Annotated in this window: 22 protein-coding genes; 12 read left to right on the top strand and 10 right to left on the bottom strand. The window is 41.0% G+C overall.

Features of this window, described 5'->3' with window-relative positions:
• Positions 1–4 precede the first annotated feature (4 nt).
• The 6 genes from W04_RS17540 to W04_RS17510 form a co-directional block, all read right to left on the bottom strand.
• On the bottom strand, positions 5–760 hold the full coding sequence (locus W04_RS17540) for a hypothetical protein (RefSeq protein ID WP_053911774.1): 756 nt from the start codon (positions 758–760) through the stop codon (positions 5–7).
• Positions 761–1465: 705 nt separating this feature from the next.
• The gene (locus W04_RS17530) at positions 1466–2659 is read right to left on the bottom strand and encodes a phospholipase D family protein (RefSeq protein WP_082342279.1); all 1194 of its coding nucleotides are present in this window, start codon (positions 2657–2659) and stop codon (positions 1466–1468) included.
• A 129-nt stretch (positions 2660–2788) separates the two neighbouring features.
• On the bottom strand, positions 2789–3355 hold the full coding sequence (locus W04_RS17525; RefSeq protein WP_053911771.1) for a hypothetical protein: 567 nt from the start codon (positions 3353–3355) through the stop codon (positions 2789–2791).
• 61 nt (positions 3356–3416) lie between these two features.
• Complete coding sequence (locus tag W04_RS17520; protein ID WP_053911770.1) at positions 3417–3770, bottom strand: RusA family crossover junction endodeoxyribonuclease; 354 nt, start codon at positions 3768–3770, stop codon at positions 3417–3419.
• 49 nt (positions 3771–3819) lie between these two features.
• Positions 3820–4392 (bottom strand): hypothetical protein, encoded by a 573-nt coding sequence (locus W04_RS17515; RefSeq protein WP_053911769.1) that lies wholly within the window; start codon positions 4390–4392, stop codon positions 3820–3822.
• Between the two features lie 2 nt (positions 4393–4394).
• On the bottom strand, positions 4395–5294 hold the full coding sequence (locus W04_RS17510) for a replication protein (protein WP_053911768.1): 900 nt from the start codon (positions 5292–5294) through the stop codon (positions 4395–4397).
• A gap of 477 nt (positions 5295–5771) precedes the next feature.
• On the opposite strand from W04_RS17510, the gene W04_RS17505 reads away from it, so the two are divergent.
• Complete coding sequence (locus W04_RS17505; RefSeq protein WP_053911767.1) at positions 5772–6185, top strand: helix-turn-helix domain-containing protein; 414 nt, start codon at positions 5772–5774, stop codon at positions 6183–6185.
• Positions 6186–6196: 11 nt separating this feature from the next.
• Here W04_RS17505 and W04_RS17500 read toward each other — a convergent pair whose 3' ends face one another.
• The 3 genes from W04_RS17500 to W04_RS17490 are packed head-to-tail and all read right to left on the bottom strand — an operon-like array spanning position 6197 to position 7364.
• Positions 6197–6520 (bottom strand): hypothetical protein, encoded by a 324-nt coding sequence (locus W04_RS17500; RefSeq protein WP_053911766.1) that lies wholly within the window; start codon positions 6518–6520, stop codon positions 6197–6199.
• Positions 6510–7121, bottom strand: coding sequence for a hypothetical protein (locus tag W04_RS17495; protein WP_053911765.1), 612 nt, complete (start codon positions 7119–7121; stop codon positions 6510–6512). The genes W04_RS17500 and W04_RS17495 overlap by 11 nt, the downstream gene beginning before the upstream one ends.
• A 21-nt stretch (positions 7122–7142) precedes the next feature.
• Positions 7143–7364, bottom strand: coding sequence for a hypothetical protein (locus tag W04_RS17490; protein ID WP_053911764.1), 222 nt, complete (start codon positions 7362–7364; stop codon positions 7143–7145).
• A 217-nt stretch (positions 7365–7581) separates the two neighbouring features.
• On the opposite strand from W04_RS17490, the gene W04_RS17485 reads away from it, so the two are divergent.
• The 11 genes from W04_RS17485 to W04_RS17445 all read left to right on the top strand — a co-directional run bounded on the left by W04_RS17485 (position 7582) and on the right by W04_RS17445 (position 14710).
• Complete coding sequence (locus W04_RS17485; RefSeq protein ID WP_053911763.1) at positions 7582–7830, top strand: hypothetical protein; 249 nt, start codon at positions 7582–7584, stop codon at positions 7828–7830.
• 9 nt (positions 7831–7839) lie between these two features.
• The gene (locus W04_RS19165) at positions 7840–7971 is read left to right on the top strand and encodes a hypothetical protein (protein ID WP_269432213.1); all 132 of its coding nucleotides are present in this window, start codon (positions 7840–7842) and stop codon (positions 7969–7971) included.
• 13 nt (positions 7972–7984) lie between these two features.
• Complete coding sequence (ssb, locus tag W04_RS17480) at positions 7985–8512, top strand: single-stranded DNA-binding protein (RefSeq protein WP_053911762.1); 528 nt, start codon at positions 7985–7987, stop codon at positions 8510–8512.
• Between the two features lie 10 nt (positions 8513–8522).
• Entirely contained in the window at positions 8523–8930 is a 408-nt protein-coding gene (locus W04_RS17475; RefSeq protein ID WP_053911761.1) for a hypothetical protein, read from the top strand.
• Positions 8924–9499 (top strand): MT-A70 family methyltransferase, encoded by a 576-nt coding sequence (locus tag W04_RS17470; RefSeq protein ID WP_053911760.1) that lies wholly within the window; start codon positions 8924–8926, stop codon positions 9497–9499. The genes W04_RS17475 and W04_RS17470 overlap by 7 nt, the downstream gene beginning before the upstream one ends.
• Positions 9496–9669, top strand: a complete 174-nt coding sequence (locus W04_RS18920; protein WP_157576522.1) for a hypothetical protein — start codon at positions 9496–9498, stop codon at positions 9667–9669. The genes W04_RS17470 and W04_RS18920 overlap by 4 nt, the downstream gene beginning before the upstream one ends.
• 157 nt (positions 9670–9826) lie before the next feature.
• Complete coding sequence (locus W04_RS17465) at positions 9827–10054, top strand: hypothetical protein (protein ID WP_053911759.1); 228 nt, start codon at positions 9827–9829, stop codon at positions 10052–10054.
• Position 10055: 1 nt separating this feature from the next.
• The gene (locus W04_RS19140) at positions 10056–11237 is read left to right on the top strand and encodes a tyrosine-type recombinase/integrase (protein ID WP_053911758.1); all 1182 of its coding nucleotides are present in this window, start codon (positions 10056–10058) and stop codon (positions 11235–11237) included.
• A gap of 103 nt (positions 11238–11340) precedes the next feature.
• Positions 11341–12726, top strand: a complete 1386-nt coding sequence (locus W04_RS17455) for an AAA family ATPase (RefSeq protein WP_053911757.1) — start codon at positions 11341–11343, stop codon at positions 12724–12726.
• 5 nt (positions 12727–12731) lie between these two features.
• Positions 12732–13673 (top strand): DUF4435 domain-containing protein, encoded by a 942-nt coding sequence (locus tag W04_RS17450; RefSeq protein WP_197275981.1) that lies wholly within the window; start codon positions 12732–12734, stop codon positions 13671–13673.
• Positions 13674–13693: 20 nt separating this feature from the next.
• Positions 13694–14710: a hypothetical protein gene (locus W04_RS17445; RefSeq protein ID WP_157576520.1), complete on the top strand. Its 1017-nt coding sequence runs from the start codon at positions 13694–13696 to the stop codon at positions 14708–14710.
• Positions 14711–14794: 84 nt separating this feature from the next.
• Here the strand turns inward: W04_RS17445 and W04_RS17440 are convergent, their stop codons facing one another.
• Positions 14795–15061, bottom strand: a complete 267-nt coding sequence (locus W04_RS17440) for a hypothetical protein (RefSeq protein WP_053911754.1) — start codon at positions 15059–15061, stop codon at positions 14795–14797.
• Positions 15062–15363 lie beyond the last annotated feature (302 nt).

The raw sequence follows: 15363 nt of genomic DNA, 5'->3' as shown, positions 1-15363 counted from the left end.
TCTGCTAGCTAGCGTTTATAGCCGCCCTTATAATATTGAAAGCCTCTTCAGGTAGAGGGGTCAGTTCGCCACTCACCCATAAGTCATTACTGTTTTTATCTGAATGATTTTTAGGGTCAGGCCAACGCTGATTTTTAGTTCCTACGTCTTTAACCGTAACTTCCAACCAGCCCGCTTTATGTTCGCACCTATATTTTTTTGACTCGACCCAACCAGATACCTTAATCGAATATGGTTTACTAAAGTTTAACCCCACAGATAGCCAATAAGGTGACTCTTCTGTTGTGTTATATGACTTTTGAAATACTATAGAGTACTTCTGATTCTTCACTAGTTCATCTGTAGAGCGAATAAAATACCAGACCAAGTCTAATAGCTCCAAACAACGCTCCACAGTTGGCGGTACAGCGTCTTTATGCTCTATATCATTACGTAAGAGCATTAGGGTTTTTAGCATGAAAGGACGTACAACATTAAGTGTTTCAAGATACTCTAAGTAGCCTTTTGGTGAGGTAGGCAAAGCAAATTTCTTGAGTGAATAGTATTGCTCAATAAGTTTTAGTCTTTGGTTCAAGGCCCGTTTTAACCAAGCAATAGTGTCAGACCGATCGAATTCAGAGAGGTTTTCTCGTTCAAGACAGTGACGAGCATGTTCCCAAATATCCAGAGCTCGTTTAGCATCAGCTTTAGGTAACTCAGTTCCAAGTTCAGAATAAGCTTCAACTTCGAAGCAATCTGGACTTACCCATACTTTTTCCATATTACTTTAGAACTCCATTAATTTACGAAAAATATCAGTCCACAGTTGCAAGGCACACTCCCTTTAAAAGTAGGGATAACACATACAATGATGCAATCAGGAGTCACTTGTTAAGCGCCGCGTTCGCGTTACCTGCAATTTGTGGTATTCCTTGACCAGGTATCTAGCTAAATTGTCTTGGATCAACCAAAAAACTTGGACCACATACATTGGAACAATACAAATAATAAAAATGACCAAACTCGCCTGCTGAATTTCTCGAAGTGGCCCAGCCGCATACCATATGAGATACAGTGCCACTGTAATTAAGAACATTACGAAATATGCTTGAGACTTAACTGACTGATAGTTAACTGCTGCGATATTGTGCCGACCATTCTTCACAATTCGTTTATATTTTGCGTATTTGTTCCGCAAAAATTTTTTTAGCAGCGAAAGAGAGTACTTCCAAAATTTCGGAGCACACTTAATCAACAGAGCAAAGAATATGCCTGTAAACCACCAGGCCGGGTCCGTTAGGTTCTTAAGTATTGTATCGATGAAAAACACTCCTTGTTTCTGGTATGCCTCGTTGCTGTTTCAGCAACGTTGTTCTAACTAAGCAATATAAATAATGCCACCTAGTGCTCGTTCTATAGCATCTTGAAGAGACTAAATATTTCGCAGCCTAATTGCATTTCGTATATATCTGTACCGGGAGATAGTTCACGGTTGGTAATAAATGGCATCAAGCATCGCTACTCTTCCAGACCAGACACGAGCCTCTTTCTGATCCTCTGGCTTAGGTGCGTTCCACCAAGCGGAGTCCATTATTCTACAAATAACATCATCCCAATACCTATCAAATGTCATCCCACTGCGCTTAATATTCAAGGCATCACAAATAGAATCTTGATTTTTTGAATCTAGGCATACAAATTGGTCTGGCCTTTTAAGCGCAAGCAGACGGCTTGTCACACCAATAGCAGCACCTCCATTTGGAAACGCTCGCATAAAGCTATCAATGTAAGCATCATACTCAGCTCGACTGACTATACCGCCAAGCGGAATTTGGTCTATTGCTTCGGCAATAAATTGGTCATTATTTTTAACTTTTTGAGCGAACCTAGCAGCTACATCCATCGCTCCAAACCAACCCCATAATGGATGAAGTTTATTTCTCAACCCTGCGATCGTTCGCCGCTCATCAAGTGATAACTCAGCAAAACTGTCCCGTGCAGAAAAGCGCTCATTCACAAACTCCAATAGGTCACACCGCTCCTCGAAACCATGGTGGGGGTCTAATTTCACACTAGCAAAGTACTCATTCCAGGGCATAGTCATTATTGCTGTATTTATTGGGGATGTACTCTGTCGTGATTGTCGATAAGTGCCTGAAATACGCTTAAGCGTTCGCTGCTGCGTCTGCCATATGGCTCTGTAAGCTACTGCTTTTTCTCGCGTTACAACCTCACCTTCTGACCAAAACTCCTCTATGATTTGTTCCGCTGTATACTTCATTTCTGGGCTAGCGTCATGAGAAGTGATGTGAACTAATAACTCGGAGTTTTTACTCAATGCACCTTTAGTTAAGTTTGCGCTGCCAATTAAAAGTTCCCATTTATTGTCTGACCAAAAGAGGAAGGCTTTAGGGTGGAATACCCCCTCGGGTTGCAATACGAAGCGACATGCTTCAAAACCAACGAATTTTTCCAGAACTTCAGGGTGAGTCTGATAGAAATGTGTTCCAATTACACAATTTTTAATTTTGTGTTTATTATTAACGAGAGACTCAAACGCCTTGGTTCCTGCGCTAGCCCAGGCAACAGCTAAAGAAATATTGTCGTATTTTTTGCAAAGGCTTGTAAGTCTTCTTTCCAGTGATTTCCCTCCACTAAGCAGCTCCATCGTTAATGTCATCCTATTGTTTTGGGGAGCTCAAGATCTGTATTAGCTTAGCTCCTTTGAGTTTTAGTTCGGTCATTATTGAGCCCAAAACAAAGCTTTGCAAGAAAGTAAGACCAATTGCAACCTCTAATGAATGCTAATTCAAAAGTAACATTTAGAAAGGATCTCCTTAGCAAAAGAGCTTGCGTTGCTGGACTCTCTATACAATCGGTCAACCACCAGCATGTATTGGTCATAATAATCTTTTAAGAACTTCTGGCGCCCCATTCGCATGTCTTTGGGCAATTGGCCCATAACCAACGCATGCAACGCTCTTTGACTTGGTATATGGTTACCCACACCATGGCACTTAGTGCATTGGACAATACCCTCGCCTTTCTTTTCTAACTGACCTGTTCCCTTACACCGAGAACAAACGGGGGATTCACAGACTTCAATAACGGCAGCATTTGCAAGTGACTTAGCTAAATCTGAATCTATTTGCTGGCTCAACGAGGCGGTTATTGCCTGACGAAGGGAGTCTGCGGCTTGTTTATTTTGAGTGATCTGTGCATCAAGCACCGTTGAGCCAACGTGGTATTTTGACTGGACCTGACCAATGATCGCTAAAACTTCGTCATAACCAATCAGGCTCGGTCCAGAAGACAATGGCTCACCATTAATACACTTAGGGGTTTGCCGAGTATATAGCGCTTGTACTGACATCATAAGATTATCTCCAGTTCACACAACAGGGTGAGCATTTCCGCTTGTATCGTCACCTTTCTCATTAACATTCCCCTACAATAATTTGCCCTTCTTCACCCCAAAGCTTCGTAACGCGCCCATCCCATACGACTGAGTCCTCCTCGAAGATAGCATCAAGCAACGCCTTTTCCAGATTGTCCTTGTCTGGCTTGTTTAAATGAGGCTGGCCGAGCATGTTCATACGTTTCTTCTTACTCCAAGATTTAGGCATAGGAAGCACGAAGGTGATGTGGTACCCATGGGTGGGTAAAGCTACACCTTGTAAGCGGCATTGGTCCTTATAAGCAAAGTAGCGCACAACTACAGGTCGTTTCTTCCACTTGTCTCGCTGGCTCATTCTGGGCTTCCCCATTGGAGTTATATTGTAAATTTTCAAAATGACTTCCTTACGGCTACCTGCTGGTGGTCTTTAAGATGACTAATGTTCACAACGCTGACCCCTGTGTTAGATAACGCATGTAAGGAGGTTCAAGTTTGCATTCTACCGGCACCGGAATATCTCTTATTTCGTTGCGAGCATAGACTTCAGCTAGTTCGGAATACTTCCGCCGAACTAACTTCCGCCATTGGGCCTCACTCATAATTCGCCGTGGCGCCGCAACACTTACGTTTAACCAATAAACAAAAGGTGAAGACCATTCTTTGTGACGTTTGCCGTAGTGCTCTCTACGTTGACGATCTATTTCATCAATGCACTCATCGATGGTCGGCATCCCTTTGGCTTGTAAGCAGAGTATCTTGAACTCTTGAGCATTCGGCGGCTGTTTTTCATATGCTGAGCGAACCTTCATTGCATCGACAGCTTCTCGGATATGGCGCCCAGTACAACCAGTACCTATCAATGCTTTCGCATATTCTTGGGCGAAGGCCTGTGTGTTACCACGCCAATTAAAGTCAGCTGATGGGTGTGCAGCAGCCATAGCTGGCAAAACACTGGAGATGAAAGTACCAGCGAGAGCCTTGAGCGTATCACTTGAGTAATTCGTTAAACGTTCCATGGTTACACCTCCTGATCGTCGCCAAGCATTGGGACATAGCCTAGCTGTTCATTGAGCTGCTGAAGCTCCTGCATCGTATTCTGTGGATTGTGATACCCGGGCGCTATATTTGAATGTTTAGCTACCCAGGCATATTCGAAACCTCGCCAGTTTCGAACAACGCACTCGCCCAGACAATCATCCACTGTTAATCCATTCTGGACCGCTAGACGCAGCTGCTTGGCAAATCGGTTAACCACAGTCTGTGTTACATTGGCTTTGAGTCGTTTACGCATTGCTAGCCAATCATTCAGAGTTTGATCGTTAGGCATTGCTGGCCAACAGGAAAAATCCAAGGTATCCGACAAGGTTTTTTTGCTTTGTTTTTTATTATTATCTTTTGTATTAGTTTCTTTTCTTTTGTGGGGGTCAGTTTTGACTAATTTTTTAGTCGTTTTTGACGACTCTGCTAGTCGGTTTTGACTAGTTTTGTCGTCATTTTCGACTAGTCGTTTTTGACTAGCTTCTCGTTCTTTTCGACTAACCGTTGGCTCAGTCCAGTCTGACACAACAGGGTTTATCCCAGTCTCCTTTCCATAGCGGACTAGTATCTTTTTAGCCACCAGCCCCTTGATCAACTTTCCAATATTAGAGACCCCTATTCCAGTTAGGTCACTTAATTGTGAGTTAGATATCCAATCTGTCTTTTTGTGCCAACGGTAGGTCTTGCCAATCACTGCAAAAATGATCTGATACTCTCTTGCACATAACTTCACTGGAGGCCTTGCTAGGGTGTCAGTAAGCTTTTGTGCAAGTCGGTCGTAACCTTTTTCTAAATCCGCTTTCACATACTCACCTGACCCATACGTTGCTGCCCCCTGCCCAATAGAAGGAAAATTGACAACTTCTGCTGTGTTACTCATAATTAACTCCGTGATTGTTAACCCGCTATCCTGCCGACCAAAGCTGATGCGGGTTTTCTTTTACATGCGGCTTACCCAGTAAGCCGCGCTACTTTCCTTTCTTCTTCATAGATACTTCTAGTTCAGCTAAAAGTTCGGAATATTTAAGCGCTCCTTTGGTTACTTGTTCGACACGCTTTAACTGCATAAGCCTAAGCCGACGATGACCCAAAACATATGATCTTGCGGTATACAAAGAGACTCCTAGCCTTTCAGAGAGCAAAGCTTTGAACTGTCCTTTCTCAGATCTGCGAAGATTCGAGTAAAATGAAGATAGATGTTGATTGTATCTCAATGTGAACTCCAAACTTAAAAGTTCACCTAATGTATACTCCATTTCTATAGTATGTCAACTTTGAAATTATTTTTGGAAACTGTTGTTGCAAAAGCATACATCTTGTATTCTTACGACAGTAAAGTTCACTACCGGATAACTTGATGAGTGGAAAGCCGACTTGGGGCTTAAATGCAAAAAGCCTTCTCTCCGAAAAGGGGCTTAAGCAAGAAGACTTGATGGAAACGTTGGGCGTCAGTAGTAAAAGTACTGTTAGTCACTATTTAAATGGGCAACGATCTATTAATCTTGACCAATTCCTACAACTCTGTAAGTTTCTTGATACTGATCCTAATACCCTTTTGGGGGTTAATACATCAGTAAACACAACTCAACTTGAAACCGTTTTAAAACATACCATTAGTTCTTGGGTAACCAGGTTCGCCCAAATGGATTGGGTCGAATATAAGCAAAGTGCAGATGTTCTAGTGGACATATTAAGCAACGAACTGTTAAAAGAAATTGGTGACCAACCTGTTAATGATCTGATAGATTTCGACAAGGCCAGCAGTGAATAACTAATCTGTTCTCAAAACTGTTGTCTAGCGCGTGTCAGTTGTGCAACCTTTCCATCACTAGCTTTAATTAGTTCATCCAGATCTTGAGATTCAAGCTCTGCCTCTTGAAGATATTCAATACAGTCTGTTCGCCACTCGTTAAATAGCTGAATAGCTTTATCGGGTGATTTTTTGCCGACACTTTCTATTTTGAAGTATCTAACCAAAAGTTCATGCGCTGTAATCCCTCGTTTTGACCTCGCAGAATCAGTTTTACTATAGATCAGTCCTACATAGTAAGCGGCTGCGACAATCCCTAAGCCTGCTAACGTTAGGAATAGAAAGCTAAAACTCACGCGTAGACCTCCTTTTCTCTACGAGTCTCAAACTAGGTACATAAAATGCCATAGCTACGACACTAGTCAAGTTAATTGCCATGATTGAAGGGCTATAGAGGCCATCCATTAAGTTTGTCGCCAGAACAGCCCTATCTATTGCTCTTACAAAGTGTACTAGAGCGACCACTAGTGAAAAGCAGCAAACTAGAATAGCAATAAAGCTAAGCCTGACGCTTGTTAGTCTATGAAACAATGCCAATGCGAAAGCAAAGACAACTTCACTAAAAGACTTAATCGAGTAAAAGATTATGAGCCTTTCGGGTTTAGATAATTGACCTGCAAACCTTTCATCCGCTAATGCCTCTTCACTAAACAATGACCATAAAAGCTTCTCCTCCAGAAAATAAGAAGCTATAAAAAATGATAAAACACAAAGATAAGTAATTGTTGCACTAACTTCCCTGTATCGCTGCTGCCTGCACGCGTAACTAAACATAGAGTCAAATGACAAGCCACTTTGAAGTTGAACCATACACAAACCAAAAAAGATCGATGCCATGGTCAAATAGCGCATCAAATCATCTAAGACCAAGTCTGTTAGAAATCCGAACAGTTCCATAATACTTCATACTTTCGTCAATTATTTTGGAGGCTCTTTACTGCCCGATCCAATCTGTACTTCAAAATACTTTGTTTGTGCATTCCGGTTAACAGAATAGGTGACGGACTGCTCTTCAGGTTTAGAGCCAATGTCCACTTTATCATCGCTTAGCTTCTTTTCTGTTGCGGACGAATACTTGTCCGCAGTCTCTTTTGGCGACAGCTGAGGCTTTATTACAGTACTTGTAGCATCGACTTTCATACATAGCTCCTCATATAGATACGTATAGTAAACTAATTTAAATAGGTATACAAATTGAGAACAAACACATTTCAAATGTTGTTTTATTGACAAAAACGAAAATTCAGATGTAAAGTATACATAGTGTGAACTTAAACACTAGGATGTACACCCATCTATTGGGTACGGATTGATAATGCATCATCAAATTCTGGAAAACAATTGTCTTGGAGGATATATGGACTTATCAGAAATCACTAAATCATTAGTCGGACAAATCACTGTTGCTTGTATAGAGCAAGATGAGCGGCACCAGATCTTTTTCAACACCTTTCCGACATCAAAGACTGTTGATGTTGCAATCAATACTCCGGGGCGCTCTCCTCGACACCTTCATGTGTCCTTAAAAAGTAAGAATGCAGAAGAGCAACTTACTGAGCTGGTGAACGAAATAAAAAACCTTCCCAGTCTAACCAGAGCTTGTTAAGGGGATCCCATGAACGATTACATGGCAAAAGTTGGCAACACCACCCGGGCTAAACGCAAACAAGAGCGTAAGGAGCTGATTGAGATCCTGATTTTTCTGATCTCTATTGGGGTACTGTTAGGCGCCACCGCGTTTGTTTAAGGAGTGGATAGCTATGACTAGAGGTATCAATAAGGTGATTCTGATAGGCAATCTAGGGCAGTCCCCTGAGACGCGTTATCACCCAAATGGAGATGCAGTTACCAGAATAAGTATTGCCACCAGCGATATCTGGAAAGATAAAAATACTGGGCAAACCAAAGAACGGACAGAATGGCATCGAGTCGTCCTGTTTGGAAAAGTGGCTGAGTTCGTTGGAAACCATCTAGCAAAAGGTTCTCAGGTCTATATTGAAGGTCGCTTACAGACTCGCAAATGGACAGACCAAAGTGGGCAAGATAAATATACCACCGAGGTAGTAGTAGATTATCGGGGTACATTGCAGGCTTTAGGCGGCTTGCCTCAGAGCCAACAAGGAGCTCAGAGCCATTCAAACTCCACTAATAAACTGTCTGGAGTCGATCATAGTAATACAAACAAAACGGGTGACCCATCCTCAACAGGGTCACCTATCGACTTTGATGATGATATCCCTTTTGCGCCTATAGGCCTTCAATACAAAAGATTATGCAACTGCATCTAGGGAGCTAGTCATGTTTTACGTATACGGTGTTTGTAAAAAGAAGTGCCGCTCACAAGCGGAGAAAAAAGTTTCTTCCTTAAGAGGCAAAGGTGCTCCCTCGACACAGCAAGAGTATGAACTCGCTGTTGCAGAGATGACTGAGGAGGTCTTTGAAAAAGCCAAAGCTATATGCGTTAGTGGTGAGCTAAGTACACCTAGTTCTGTTGATCAGTTTATAGAGTTAGCAGAACGTTCTGGGCAATACAAAGGCCTCAAACCGATGCGCAAACGACCAGCTGAGAATGCTCAAGGTAACCCTGTGAAAACAAAGTCAGGTCGGCATCGATATGAGTATGTGCCTGTAGACCTGCGGTATTTGAATGAAATGTCCGAGCCCTGCTCCCTCGTTGGAGATATAGGAGGTCCCCGAAAATGTTAGATAAAACTGAAGGTAAAAAATACCAGCTTATTTACGCTGATCCACCTTGGAAGTTTAGAAATGTTAAAACAGGGGGTAGTTTCACATCTGGAGCGACCCAGCATTATAAGGGCGTTTTGGATATGAGAGAGCTGAAACAACTGCCAGTCGATCAGGTAGCCGATGATAACTGCATTTTAGTAATGTGGTGGGTTAGCTCTATGCCCCAAGAAGCACTCGATGTTGTAAGTGCTTGGGGGTTTACCTTAAAGAACATGAATGGCTTTGTATGGAATAAGCTTACCAAAAATCACTTGCCTCATTTTGGAATGGGATTCTGGACTCGAGCCGGAAGTGAATCTGCTCTTATCGCTATAAAGGGAAAGCCTAAAGTGGCCAGTCGAAGTGTGAGAGCTGTGGGTTCCTACCCTATACGTGAGCACAGTCGAAAGCCTGATGAATTCAGGGATAAATGCGTTATGTTAGCGGGAGATATACCACGCATTGAGCTCTTCGCTAGGACTACCGCGACTCATTGGGATGCCTGGGGAAACGAAACGGCCAAGTTCAATAAACAGGAGACCACATGAAAGCGCGTATCTTTTTAATACTTATTGTTTGGGGGTTAGTGAATGTATTCACTGGCCATTACATGCTGGGACTAAATCTCGCAGTCGCATTACTGGTTGCGGTTGTCCTAGATAAGTTCTTTAGTCTCCGCCAAAGAGACATCTATTTAAAGCGAGGTGGCAAACATTGATTAGTTTTCCACTTACTATGTTCGTAATTGCGGCCATATATATAGGTGCTTTTTTTCTTGCAAACAGGCAACCAAAAACAGCCCTGACAATCAGCCTCCCATTTTGGCTTTTAGTCCTGATCGTGGCCTACTTGATGTTCTGACTAGGATAAGAAAGATGAAAAAGGAAAATAGAAAGCTAATAAAAGCCAGAGCCTGGGCAAAGTTATACTTCGCTGAGGGGTCTGAACCAAGTTATCAAGCTATCAGAGATTGGGTAACCTGTAGTTATATCGATGGTGAATTAGTAGGCCCAGGGCAACAGGTTTACATCTATGAAGATCAAAAGCCTGGTACCAGAGCCAAAGCAAAGGATATTGCACTTCAATTAGCAGTGAATAGTTAGCATGGCCCCAAGAAAACGCATTCATAGGAACCGGGATCTTCCCCCTTTCTTGTACCACAATAAGAAAAAGGGCTATGTCCTCTCGCTGGTAAATGGCAAGCGTAAAGTAATTAGCAAAGTACGTGCTGAAGCAATTATTATCGCCAATGAGTACAACCGTCTCAAACGCAGTACTACGGTACTCGACAAGCTCTTAGATGAGGGGGATTCGTCCACCAGCTTTGCTGACGTAGTAGACCAAATTGTTGAGCGAATGTTAGAAGATAAGAACCCGGGTAAAAACCTAAGATCGACTTGGCTAAATGATGCGCAACGAATTAAGGCCTTTTTCACAATGCCTGGGAGTGATATCTCACTCGCTGATGTAACGGAATATATGGACACTTATCATAGTGGCGCCAGTAATAATGTGTACAACAGAAAATTGAGCTTTTTAGAGTTGGTATTCGATTATGCCAAGGATATCGGTGAGATGGATTCAAACCCAGCCGCACTTAAAATTAAAAAGCCAAAAGAAGAGAAAATGCGCAAGGCTCTAGATATAGCCCACTTCGAAAAGATAAGAGCTGCGGCGCCTACCTGGTTAAGAACTGCTATGGATTTAACAATGCAAACAACCCACGCAGTGCTGGAAATCTCCCGAATTGAGTACAAGCTTAGAAAGCCCGAAAGTGGTCGTTGTGGTTGCATTTGGTATGACACACCTAAGCAGGATGATACTGGGCTGATATACGGTGAACTAGCGATACATCGCCAAAAAACACACAAAAGCGAAGCATCTCATGTGATCATTCCCATCAATGAAACTATTAAGAAAATAGTGGACGATAGCAGAGACAATATAGCATCACCTTTCGTAGTCCATCGTCTACCAAAAAACAACTCAAACCCTATCAGTAAAGAAGTGAGGCATGTGACTCAGGTTGTAAGCCGGAATATAAGTCGAGAGTTTTCAAAAGTTCGAGATGAGTTGGGATTGTACTCCACACTACCCTTGGCAGAAAGACCGACCTATCATGAAATACGCGGCCTTTCTGCGAGGCTTATTGAAGCACAAGGAGCAGATCCTCAGCAACGTATGGGGCATTCAGACAGTAAGTCGACTAAGGTCTATACCAGTTACGGAAAAAACCTCAACTGGATACAGGTCCCAAACATAAAGGTGGATCATTCAGCCATTTAAGTTCTGAGGATAAATTTTTCTTTCTATGCTCGTGTAATACATTCCTTTAAACTTATCCTGTTAATGTTAGACTTAGGTAAGTTTTTAATAAAAAAAATCTAATATGAACCCCTTCGTAAAAGTTAAAACGTTAGTCGTAGATGAACTACACGGGAAACACAATTACCGACTTGACTTCAATCCTGATATAAACATACTCCATGGTATAAACGGGTCAGGCAAGTCAACAGTGCTACATATACTTGCTAACATTTTAAATTTCGATTTTCAGCTATTTACCTTTTTAAATTTTTCTCACATAAATCTTATTTTTGAAGATGATACTTACATTGAAATTGTAAAATTGGTTGATGATGACGCTGACTCCGAACATATATTCCTGACTGGCGGAAAGCCTCAAGAACAACGAGGGACTTGTAATTTTTCAAAGCGTGAAGCAATAGAATGCATTAAAGTATTGGAAGAAAGGCCTTACGATAGCCCTTTGGAGGTTCACGAACAGCGACATGATTTAGAAGTTCGCATAAACAAATTTTGTAAAGGGATTGGTCTCCACAAAATAGAAACGTCGTATTTTCCAGCGTTTAGGACTATGCTCGAGGCTTGGAGCTCCTCGATAACCAGAACAAAATTTGTTGACAGAAAAAGAATGGAGCGGTTCGCCCGGAGAACTTTTGGTGGATTTGTTCCGCAATTAAATTACCCCACGCCTAGCATTGTAGAACGGCAACTATCAAGCGAATATTTCCGAGCATCATTTGAGCTTAGTGAAAAAGAGAATGAAATATTCTCAGATTCGTTTCTAAGGATGTTTTCGAAAATAGGACAAGAAAACACAAAAACAAAGCCGATATCCGAAATCATAGATAACATAAATAGTTTTGAAAAGCATTCTGATAACTTCCTTTCTTCAATAGACCTTGCACCTTCAAAGATAAATTCGATGAAAGAGGCTTTAAAGGTGAGGTACGAACAAAGCATGGAAAACCCTCAATTATCAAACGCTCTGGAAGTTTATTCGGAAGCGTTAGAAGAGGTAAACCTAGAAAAGTATCGGCTTTTCAGCCCCATCAATGACTATATAGGTAGTGTTAACTACTTTCTATCAGGTAAAACGTTTAGGTGCTTTGCTGATGTAGGCATCAATAATGATAAAACCGCGCGAAAACTATCTCCAAGTAATATTAGGGTTGGATTTGATACCGGTGATAATAAGTTATGTACTGCTGTTTCGTTATCATCTGGCGAAAGGCAGTTATTGACTATGCTATGGGCTGTCAACAATTTAGATAGCGATACTGTAGTTCTAATTGACGAACCTGAAATTTCTTTACATATCGACTGGCAAACAGATTTAATAGGTGAAATGACTAAGCAGATGGACAACTGCCAACTTATCATTTGCACTCACTCACCTCAAATCGCTGCGGATTACGAATCCTATATGATGGAAGTAGAGCCTCTAGCTTCTCGCCAGGAAAAGGAATGAATTTAATGAACCAGGTGAGCTTCAAAGCTTTTATAGCTTCGCTGAAAATGAGTAAGAAAATACACATAGTCGTTGAAGGTCCTGATGATAAGGTTCACTTAAATCAACTCTTACATAAACGGAAGTTAAACCATAAAACCCTAATAAAGTCAGCACATGATTTTCATGGTCAAGGCGATGCAAAAAAGAACAATAGACTAAAAATAGAGATGTTGCACGAACATTGCAGGCAAAGTGCCGATTTTAAGAATGTCCTTTATTTATGTGATAGGGAGTACAGCTTCTTTGTTTTTGAAGATCTGATTCAAGATGTTCTCGAGGATCAAGGGATTGATGGGAAGTATTATACTTCCGGCCACTCCCTAGAAAATTATTTTTTTTCTCCACACACTTTAATTACTGGGTTTCGATACCATACTGATTCCATTTTTAAGAATGAAGCTGAATACCTATTTAGGCAACATTACTTAAATTTTCTCGTTTCCTTTTCCAGCTTATGTCTCGCAGCAAAAGACATTAAACTTCCTTTCAGAAAGATTGAGTCCTTGGTTCATTGGACAACAATTTGCCTAGAAAAAGGAGGAATAGACCCTAATAGAATGGACCAAGATTTAGTGAAAAAAGCCTTTCAAAACCTAGAGTGCAATTTCAATGATTGGCTTGGAAAGTCTTACTATTACCAAGAATTGCTAAAATCGTCCTCGGACGAAATCTATTGGAAAGTTTGTAGAGGACATACTGGTATAAGGCTATTGCAGCGAGCTTTTAGCGCATGTATCTATCATTGCGGGTTTAATTTGGATAGGAAAAGTGCTGAAGCGGACGCTGAACGCTTTTATTCTATTCAAGAAAAAATTATTTCGGCTTCATTATGTGAGGCATGGATTCAAGATATTGACAGAGAGGCTGTACCCTACCCTTACAAGTTATTAGAAGCATGTACATAGCCTATAAGAAAATTGAAAATATGAATAAGCCTCAACTTTCTCCTTCAAGCCTGATTCAAGGGATAACCGCACCTGATAGCTTTAAACAAAGGCTTGAAAGTGATCTTCAAAGTGTTACAAATTCCATTCTTGAAAAAGAAGTGGAGGTGGAAGAGGCTAAGCACGTTTATAATTGCAGTTTTACTGCTGCTATTTTATTGCCGCTTTTGCTATTTATTTTGCAGTTGTTGGCAACTAGAGACTTAATGGTATGGAACCCATCCCTACCAAGTGCATGGTCTACAATAAAGGATACTTTTTCAGTGACCTTAGGCTCCTTTGGAATAATAGCTGCGATTACTGGAATGCTTGGGTTTAACCATAGAGCGAAACAGCTAGATCTTCAACAAATGCGGGCCAATAAGCAGACTATAATGGCAGAGCTCCAATTCGACTTGGCCAATCGACAGTTCATCACAAGCCAGAGAAGGGAGAATATTAAGATTTATTATGAGCATATAAAAATATTTGAGGAAGAGCTTGACCGGATAACTACTAGTTTAACTAACAAGCATGAAGAGAAGCCAAATGTTTATTTAGACAAAAGAAGAATTTACAAAAATGTATTTCCTGAAAATGACCCAGATGAAGGTGTAACTTGCCATGATGCGCGGTGGCCACATAGCCTTAAAGGTTGGGAGGGGAATCACTACACCTCCTTTAGTTGTTTTGTAAAACAAATTAGAAGCTACAAAGAAAAATATCCACATCTTTCTAACGACCAAGAAGACTTTGACTACGAAGTGTCCGCACTGATAGATGTCCACAATACTTTGGCCGAATTTGGGTTTAGCAAGATATTGGAAAAAGAAAAGATTAATAATGAGGATAAGCAGTTTAAGGTAATTGGAGATGTCATTTTTATGCTTTACTACCTTGAGTCAATTAAAGTAATTAAATCCTATGAATTAGCTGAAGCATTACGAGAGATATCAGAGTTGTTTGGAGGTTTGTTCTGGCCTAACCATGTGCATACAAGAAGTATTTACAGATACTAATTCTAAAAACCTAAATTCGGAAAGACGACAATTCAAATAATCTCTTCCAGTTACATGCACATTTTATATGTGCTGCCAATGTATTTATTTTTTACGAGCTTCTGCATAAGAGTTAGTGTGAGGCTTAGGCTTTTCATCAACAAATCTGCTCCCTTTCAAACTGTCTCTTTCAGGTCTGTCCGGGTCACCGCCTATCGGACCTGATTCGCAAGTGAATGCTTGAGCCGGCATGCGTTTCAGTTTTTGCGTAAATCCCCTCTCAAAGTCATCGTACTGCCCTGAATTTTTATCGTAAGGGTTATCGCTGTAGGACTTAGCTTTCCTACCTTTTTGATATGCTTCGGTGACCATAAAAACTCCATTTATTGGTGACAAACGACTTTGAATCGACTGACGGAATACAGCCATAGAACTCGAAATTAATGCTAATTTAGTAACGCTTAAATCGAGTTTCTACTCAACTACAAATTTGAAAAAGAGAACTAACTAAAAAGTACACTAAAATAGTTACTAGTTTCAATATAGACTCTAACATATTGATTTATAGCAACTTAAAAATCGGGAAAAACCACTCTATTTACTGTACATAAAAACAGGCTAAAATTGATTTTTTACTATATATTTCAGGCCTTTGAGATGATACTGGAGCGTAA

Source organism: Pseudoalteromonas sp. SW0106-04 (assembly GCF_001293805.1).
Classification (GTDB): Bacteria; Pseudomonadota; Gammaproteobacteria; order Enterobacterales; family Alteromonadaceae; genus Pseudoalteromonas; species Pseudoalteromonas ruthenica.
Note: the sequence above shows the minus strand (reverse complement) of the source record. Positions and strands in the feature narration are given on the sequence as shown.

What these genes read in the sequence shown, in the direction of transcription:
- W04_RS17540 (WP_053911774.1), bottom strand. Translation starts at nt 760, where the DNA reads ATGGAAAAAGTATGGGTAAGTCCAGATTGCTTCGAAGTTGAAGCTTAT.
- W04_RS17530 (WP_082342279.1), bottom strand. Translation starts at nt 2,659, where the DNA reads ATGACATTAACGATGGAGCTGCTTAGTGGAGGGAAATCACTGGAAAGA.
- W04_RS17525 (WP_053911771.1), bottom strand. Translation starts at nt 3,355, where the DNA reads ATGATGTCAGTACAAGCGCTATATACTCGGCAAACCCCTAAGTGTATT.
- W04_RS17515 (WP_053911769.1), bottom strand. Translation starts at nt 4,392, where the DNA reads ATGGAACGTTTAACGAATTACTCAAGTGATACGCTCAAGGCTCTCGCT.
- W04_RS17510 (WP_053911768.1), bottom strand. Translation starts at nt 5,294, where the DNA reads ATGAGTAACACAGCAGAAGTTGTCAATTTTCCTTCTATTGGGCAGGGG.
- W04_RS17505 (WP_053911767.1), top strand. Translation starts at nt 5,772, where the DNA reads ATGAGTGGAAAGCCGACTTGGGGCTTAAATGCAAAAAGCCTTCTCTCC.
- W04_RS17495 (WP_053911765.1), bottom strand. Translation starts at nt 7,121, where the DNA reads ATGGAACTGTTCGGATTTCTAACAGACTTGGTCTTAGATGATTTGATG.
- W04_RS17490 (WP_053911764.1), bottom strand. Translation starts at nt 7,364, where the DNA reads ATGAAAGTCGATGCTACAAGTACTGTAATAAAGCCTCAGCTGTCGCCA.
- W04_RS17485 (WP_053911763.1), top strand. Translation starts at nt 7,582, where the DNA reads ATGGACTTATCAGAAATCACTAAATCATTAGTCGGACAAATCACTGTT.
- W04_RS19165 (WP_269432213.1), top strand. Translation starts at nt 7,840, where the DNA reads ATGAACGATTACATGGCAAAAGTTGGCAACACCACCCGGGCTAAACGC.
- ssb (WP_053911762.1), top strand. Translation starts at nt 7,985, where the DNA reads ATGACTAGAGGTATCAATAAGGTGATTCTGATAGGCAATCTAGGGCAG.
- W04_RS17475 (WP_053911761.1), top strand. Translation starts at nt 8,523, where the DNA reads ATGTTTTACGTATACGGTGTTTGTAAAAAGAAGTGCCGCTCACAAGCG.
- W04_RS17470 (WP_053911760.1), top strand. Translation starts at nt 8,924, where the DNA reads ATGTTAGATAAAACTGAAGGTAAAAAATACCAGCTTATTTACGCTGAT.
- W04_RS18920 (WP_157576522.1), top strand. Translation starts at nt 9,496, where the DNA reads ATGAAAGCGCGTATCTTTTTAATACTTATTGTTTGGGGGTTAGTGAAT.
- W04_RS17465 (WP_053911759.1), top strand. Translation starts at nt 9,827, where the DNA reads ATGAAAAAGGAAAATAGAAAGCTAATAAAAGCCAGAGCCTGGGCAAAG.
- W04_RS19140 (WP_053911758.1), top strand. Translation starts at nt 10,056, where the DNA reads ATGGCCCCAAGAAAACGCATTCATAGGAACCGGGATCTTCCCCCTTTC.
- W04_RS17455 (WP_053911757.1), top strand. Translation starts at nt 11,341, where the DNA reads ATGAACCCCTTCGTAAAAGTTAAAACGTTAGTCGTAGATGAACTACAC.
- W04_RS17450 (WP_197275981.1), top strand. Translation starts at nt 12,732, where the DNA reads ATGAACCAGGTGAGCTTCAAAGCTTTTATAGCTTCGCTGAAAATGAGT.
- W04_RS17445 (WP_157576520.1), top strand. Translation starts at nt 13,694, where the DNA reads ATGAATAAGCCTCAACTTTCTCCTTCAAGCCTGATTCAAGGGATAACC.
- W04_RS17440 (WP_053911754.1), bottom strand. Translation starts at nt 15,061, where the DNA reads ATGGTCACCGAAGCATATCAAAAAGGTAGGAAAGCTAAGTCCTACAGC.